The sequence below is a fragment of the Microcystis sp. M53598_WE2 genome, assembly GCF_030067735.1.
Classification (GTDB): domain Bacteria; phylum Cyanobacteriota; class Cyanobacteriia; order Cyanobacteriales; family Microcystaceae; genus Microcystis; species Microcystis aeruginosa.
In genome coordinates this window covers 1-5359 of sequence record NZ_JASJFE010000558.1, presented here as the reverse complement: position 1 = coordinate 5359, position 5359 = coordinate 1, and the positions used below count along the sequence as shown (strand labels likewise).

The following is a 5359-nucleotide window of genomic DNA, read 5'->3' as shown; positions in this document are numbered from 1 at the left end:
TCTGGCTAACAGGCTTTTGGGGGTGATAAAGGGAAAACTTCTGGCGATTGCGCCTAAATGAAGTGATATACAGAAGGTTGACCCATATCGTTACCCCAGAGAGTGTTATAGAGAAAGTTGACCTATAATATGTAGTTATGTCGCATTGCTTCTTTGCGCAAGTGGAAAATTTTGAGGTATAGATTTATGACCCACATCGTCTTGCTCGGCGACAGCATATTTGATAATGCTCCTTATGTGGATGTTGAAGAAGATGTTATCCATTACCTTAAGCGCAAAATACCTTTAGGATGGAAAGCCACTTTACTCGCTATTGATGGTTCTATTACCACGGATCTCCATGCTCAAGTTCAGAAGCTACCTAAAGACTCAACTCACTTGTTTTTGAGTGTTGGGGGAAATGATGCTTTACGCAACATCGACTATCTATCTCAGAGGGCACAATCTGTTGCAGAAGTAATAATTAAATTTTCAAGGCTGGTCGGAGATTTTCGTGCTAACTATGTAAGTGCAATCAAAGAGCTACTGGAAAAACAGTTGCCAATAACAATTTGCACCATCTACGAGCCAAGATTTGAGCAGTCAGAATACCAAAGCATAGCGACAACTGCACTCACATTTTGGAATGATGTGATAATTCAAACAGCAATAGCCTATAAACTACCAATTATTGATCTGCGCCAAATCTTTACCAGTACATCTGATTACGCTAATCCGATTGAGCCATCTGCAATTGGTGCAGATAAATTAAGCAGCTACATTCTAGAAATAGTACAAAACCATAACGTTACTCAACTACATACAATCATCTATGGAAACTCCAAAGACTCTCGACAAAAGTGAATTGCCCTGAATGGCACTTCAAGATAGATCGACAATCTGTCGTTTGGTTCATTTCGGTGGGCAAGTCAATTTCTTCTTTGGCAATAGCGGTTCTACGATAGACCACTCTTCATTCGTCATACTACTTGAGTACATTTTGGCTTACTCCAAAGTATCGATTTTCGGGGATAACTAGACGGTGGCGCCTTCACTGACGGGGTTCAGACCAAAGTATTGCCGTTAAACAGGCTACAGACTCTCTTCCCTGCAACCTATAGTGGACAAGGTTTTCGCTTCACCTTTTCAGCCTAGCATCTACATTATAAAAGATACCAAATCGGTTCTATAGTTCCATATCTCTGGACAAAAATTTTCAAATTTATAAAAGTTGATCTAAATTCCGTGATTACTATCTATCAATTAAAGCCAGCTTTTCAAAAGATATTGAGTCCGCTAGTCAAGCAACTAGCGAAACAAGGAATCACGGCGAATCAAATTACCACATCTGCTGCTGTCTTATCAGTATTGATGGGAATAGCAATTGTCCTTTGGCATTGTCAGCGCTGGCTACTGTTGCTGATGCCTTTGGTACTTTTTATGCGAATTGCACTGAATGCGATCGATGGGATGTTAGCCAGAGACTACAACCAGAAAACATCGTTAGGTACTATCTTAAATGAACTAGGAGATGTAATTTCTGATACTGCCCTCTACCTTCCCTTTGCCTTAATACCAGGAGTTTCTAGTATTTTGGTTGTCCCAATTGTCTTACTGTCAATCATCAGTGAAATGACTGGAGTTCTCGGGGTTACAGTGAGTGGAAAAAGACAATATCAAGGGCCAATGGGCAAAAGTGATCGTGCTTTTTTATTTGGTATAATTGCTTTATTATTAGGATTAGGATTGACAGCAGGAAAGTGGTTAGATTATATTTGGATTACCACAATCTTACTGCTATTTTCGACAATTATCAATCGGGCTTACAGCAGCTTAAAGGAATTAGAGTATCATGGTTTGGACGAAGCCAGCAATTAATGTTATCTGGGGGTTAGCAGGGGTATTTATCCTATTAATACTAGCGACTCTCATAATTCAGCTTCTCTCCCTAACTTTGCCAGAGAGAAATTATACAGAACTGAAGCAACGAGTCAAATCTTGGTGGGCAATTACCCTTCTTTTCTCAACTTCTCTCATCCTCAGTCCTGGAATAGCTGTGATCTTTTTTGGTTTTGTCAGTTTTCTGGCCCTGAAAGAATATTTATCTCTAATTCCGACACGGCGGGCAGACCGTCGCGTCTTGTTTTGGGCTTATTTAGCAATCATCTTACAATATTACTGGATTTACAGTCGGTGGTACGGAATGTTTTTAGTATTTATCCCAGTTTATATGTTCCTTATCTTGCCGATGCGGATGGTAATTTTAGGAGAAATACACGGTTTTCTCAAGGCAATAGGAACTCTACATTGGGGATTGATGCTGACAGTATTTAGCATCAGTCACGTCGCCTATTTATTAAGGCTACCACCCGCAGGTAATCCCATAGCTGGCGGTGCTGGATTGTTACTGTATCTTTTATTTTTGACGGCTCTGAATGATATTTCCCAGTACTTGTGGGGAAAAAGTTTGGGAAGACATAAAGTTTTACCGACAGTTAGCCCCAACAAAACCTGGGAAGGCTTGCTAGGAGGGATAATAACGACAATAGTATTGGCAGTAATTTTGGCTCCTTGGTTAACTCCGTTTAATTTAACTCACGCATTCTGGCTGGGGTTACTATTGGGAATTGCCGGTTTTATTGGTGATGTTACTGTATCGGCTCTGAAGCGAGACTTAGGAGTTAAAGACAGCGGTAATCTCTTACCAGGACACGGTGGTATTCTTGATCGTATTGACAGTTTAACTTATACTGCTCCCCTATTTTTCCATTTTACTGTTTACTTTTATTTCCGGGGGATGTTAGCTTGAATAAGTTACTGCGATTGTTGTTTTTTGGTTGCTTGGTTAGACTGATTGTCTTGGTCATTATCGGACTAAGAATCAGTCACAAAGAGAGGCTACCAAAATCGGGACCAGCGATAATTGTTGCCAACCACAACAGCCATCTCGATACCCTGGTATTGATGACACTCTTTCCCTTAAGGTTATTAGACAAATTGCGTCCAGTAGCGGCGGCGGACTATTGGTTAAAGAATCCCTGGCTGACTTGGTTTTCTCTAAATATTATTGGTATCATTCCCTTAAGACGCGAAATGGGGAATGTTCGCGAGCATCCTCTAGACAGTTGTTCTCAGGCATTAGTGCGGAGAGAAATTCTGCTAATCTATCCTGAAGGCTCTCGCGGCAATCCTGAATCTTTAACTAGCTTTAAGAGTGGCATTGCCCATCTAGCGAAACGGCATCCAGAAATCCCCATCTATCCAATTTTCTTGCATGGTTTAGGCAAGACACTTCCCAAAGGTGAAGCTTTATTAGTCCCTTTCTTTTGTGATGTTTGGCTTGGTAATCCTCTCCATTGGACTGGCAATAAACAAAGCTTTATGGATTTGTTAAATCAGTCAATACAAGAGTTGGCAGCAGCAGGAAATTTTTCTGCTTGGCAATAAAAAAGTTCTTGATTTTTCTTGATTAAACGAAGGAATTAACCATGAATTCTCAAACCTTACCTAGCTATGATTCACTAAGTCGTCCGCTGCCAATTTGGCATCCTAAAGCCATCTACTACAGCCTTGTAAGATTGCTGTTTCAAACCATCGGGCAACTTTCAGACGGAATTCGTCTGGGCTTGAAATACGGCTTTGATTCAGGAGTCATGTTAGAGTATGTTTATCGCAATCGTCCCAGCGGCATTACCTGGTTTGGCAAGATAATTGACCGTGTTTATCTCGACTCCCAGGGATGGCAGGGAATCCGTCAACGTGGGGAAATTCTGAAAAGCGTATTGCGTCAAGTTATCCAAGATAATTTTGAGCAAGGGGTAACAACTAACCTCCTCGATGTTGCTTGTGGTGGTGGCCGCTATGACTTGGAAGTTTTGCTAGATTTTTCGGGTGGTGCAGTGAATGCTTTATTGCGAGATTACAAGGCAGAAAATGTGCAAAAAGCGCAAGAATTAGCTCTCCACCTTGGCGTATCAGCAACTATCGAACAAGCTGACGCTTTTAACGATGACGACTTAAACCGGGTCTTACCACCGCCTAATTTAATTGTCGTCTCGGGACTCCACGAAATATTACCAGATAATGAGTTAATTCGTCAGCATTTCCAGCAATTATATCGTCTTCTTGAACCAGGCGGGACGCTCATTTTTACCATTCAACCCTACCACCCCCAATTAGAGTTTATTGCCAGGGTATTAAATTCTCATACAGGTAAACCTTGGGTGATGCGCCTGAGACCGCTAGAATTAACCGAAGCATGGGCAACTGATGCGGGTTTTCAAGATTTCCAGGTACAGATGGATAACTTTAATATTTTCGGGGTCGTCAAAGCGAGAAAGTGAAGTCAGCGAAAACTCATTTTGTAACTATTCAGGTCTAGGGGTTGACAAAGAGAGAAAAATCAGCAGTGGGGATAAGAGAGACAACCGTATTCAAGGGGTGATGGACAGAGGCCAAAGCCTGACGGAAGAAAGTTAAAACCGAACGGCCTTGGGCGCGACAAGACTGAATCACGGTCAATAAACGGGCAGTATCGACAAAGCCACTGAAGGAGCGAGAACCACCAGCTATCTTGCGCTTAGTTACTCCCAAACGCAGAGAACGCTCGGCTCGGTTATGATCGGGAGAGACTTGAGGATGCTCTAGGAAATACCACCACTGATGGGACTTGTCCAGCAAGGATTTCAGCAATAAACCCGCAGCATAACCCGCCTGGGGTCGCCACACAGCTAAAGCTTGCTCTAACCGCAGCGATCGCCGATCTTGTAGGGTGCGTTCCCTAATGCAAGTCCCACTGCTCCAGCGATCGATTTTGGGGAACGCACCATGCCCATTGATTGAAACTGTGGGTTTAAGTGCGATGCCGCTCTTGTGGGACCAGTTGAGGAATGTTAGCGAAGATTCCCGATGTTTAGGTTAAAATAGAGGGGCAAAAGTTGCAACAAGATCAATCCTATGACAGTCCGACAACCCCGCTATAGCAAAGAAGAATTTGCCCAGCGTGGCGATCTGATTTATCAAACTCAAATACGTCCACAAGTCGAATTGGGTAATCAGGGCAAAATTGTAGCAATTGACCTTGAAACTGGCGACTTTGAAATTGATGCGCGTGAAATATCTGCTTGCAATAGACTCGAAGCCCGTCACCCAGATGCTCAAATCTGGATTGTTCGAGTCGGTTCTCGCTATGTTCGCCGATTTGGTGGACGGACAAAGAGATTAGTATGATCCCAGGAATCATTAACGCGGATTTTGAGGCGATTATTTCACTTTCGATAGGTGACTCTGAAGGAAATATTTACGCGCAAGATGCGATCGTTGATACAGGTTTTAATGGTTGGCTTTCATCGAAAATTTGGGTCTGAAACCCCGTCGTTCT

Annotated in this window: 7 protein-coding genes; 6 read left to right on the top strand and 1 reads right to left on the bottom strand. The window is 42.5% G+C overall.

Annotation, left to right across the window (positions count from 1 at the left end; translation table 11 throughout):
• Nucleotides 1-186 precede the first annotated feature (186 nt).
• From PX636_RS11390 to PX636_RS11370, 5 genes are all read left to right on the top strand, one after another.
• The gene (locus PX636_RS11390) at nucleotides 187-843 is read left to right on the top strand and encodes an SGNH/GDSL hydrolase family protein (RefSeq protein ID WP_002758338.1); all 657 of its coding nucleotides are present in this window, start codon (nucleotides 187-189) and stop codon (nucleotides 841-843) included.
• A 423-nt stretch (nucleotides 844-1266) separates the two neighbouring features.
• Nucleotides 1267-1857: a CDP-alcohol phosphatidyltransferase family protein gene (locus PX636_RS11385; protein ID WP_199328874.1), complete on the top strand. Its 591-nt coding sequence runs from the start codon at nucleotides 1267-1269 to the stop codon at nucleotides 1855-1857.
• A complete protein-coding gene (locus PX636_RS11380; protein ID WP_002768798.1) occupies nucleotides 1832-2788 on the top strand; it encodes a phosphatidate cytidylyltransferase in 957 nt (318 codons plus the stop codon). The genes PX636_RS11385 and PX636_RS11380 overlap by 26 nt, the downstream gene beginning before the upstream one ends.
• Nucleotides 2785-3426, top strand: a complete 642-nt coding sequence (locus tag PX636_RS11375; RefSeq protein WP_072926606.1) for a lysophospholipid acyltransferase family protein — start codon at nucleotides 2785-2787, stop codon at nucleotides 3424-3426. The genes PX636_RS11380 and PX636_RS11375 overlap by 4 nt, the downstream gene beginning before the upstream one ends.
• A 41-nt stretch (nucleotides 3427-3467) precedes the next feature.
• A complete protein-coding gene (locus PX636_RS11370; RefSeq protein WP_002768795.1) occupies nucleotides 3468-4322 on the top strand; it encodes a class I SAM-dependent methyltransferase family protein in 855 nt (284 codons plus the stop codon).
• A 34-nt stretch (nucleotides 4323-4356) separates the two neighbouring features.
• Here the strand turns inward: PX636_RS11370 and PX636_RS11365 are convergent, their stop codons facing one another.
• Entirely contained in the window at nucleotides 4357-4707 is a 351-nt protein-coding gene (locus PX636_RS11365; RefSeq protein ID WP_002768794.1) for an IS66 family transposase, read from the bottom strand.
• 228 nt (nucleotides 4708-4935) lie between these two features.
• On the opposite strand from PX636_RS11365, the gene PX636_RS11360 reads away from it, so the two are divergent.
• Nucleotides 4936-5208, top strand: coding sequence for a hypothetical protein (locus tag PX636_RS11360; protein ID WP_002757090.1), 273 nt, complete (start codon nucleotides 4936-4938; stop codon nucleotides 5206-5208).
• The last annotated feature ends 151 nt before the right edge of the window (nucleotides 5209-5359 follow it).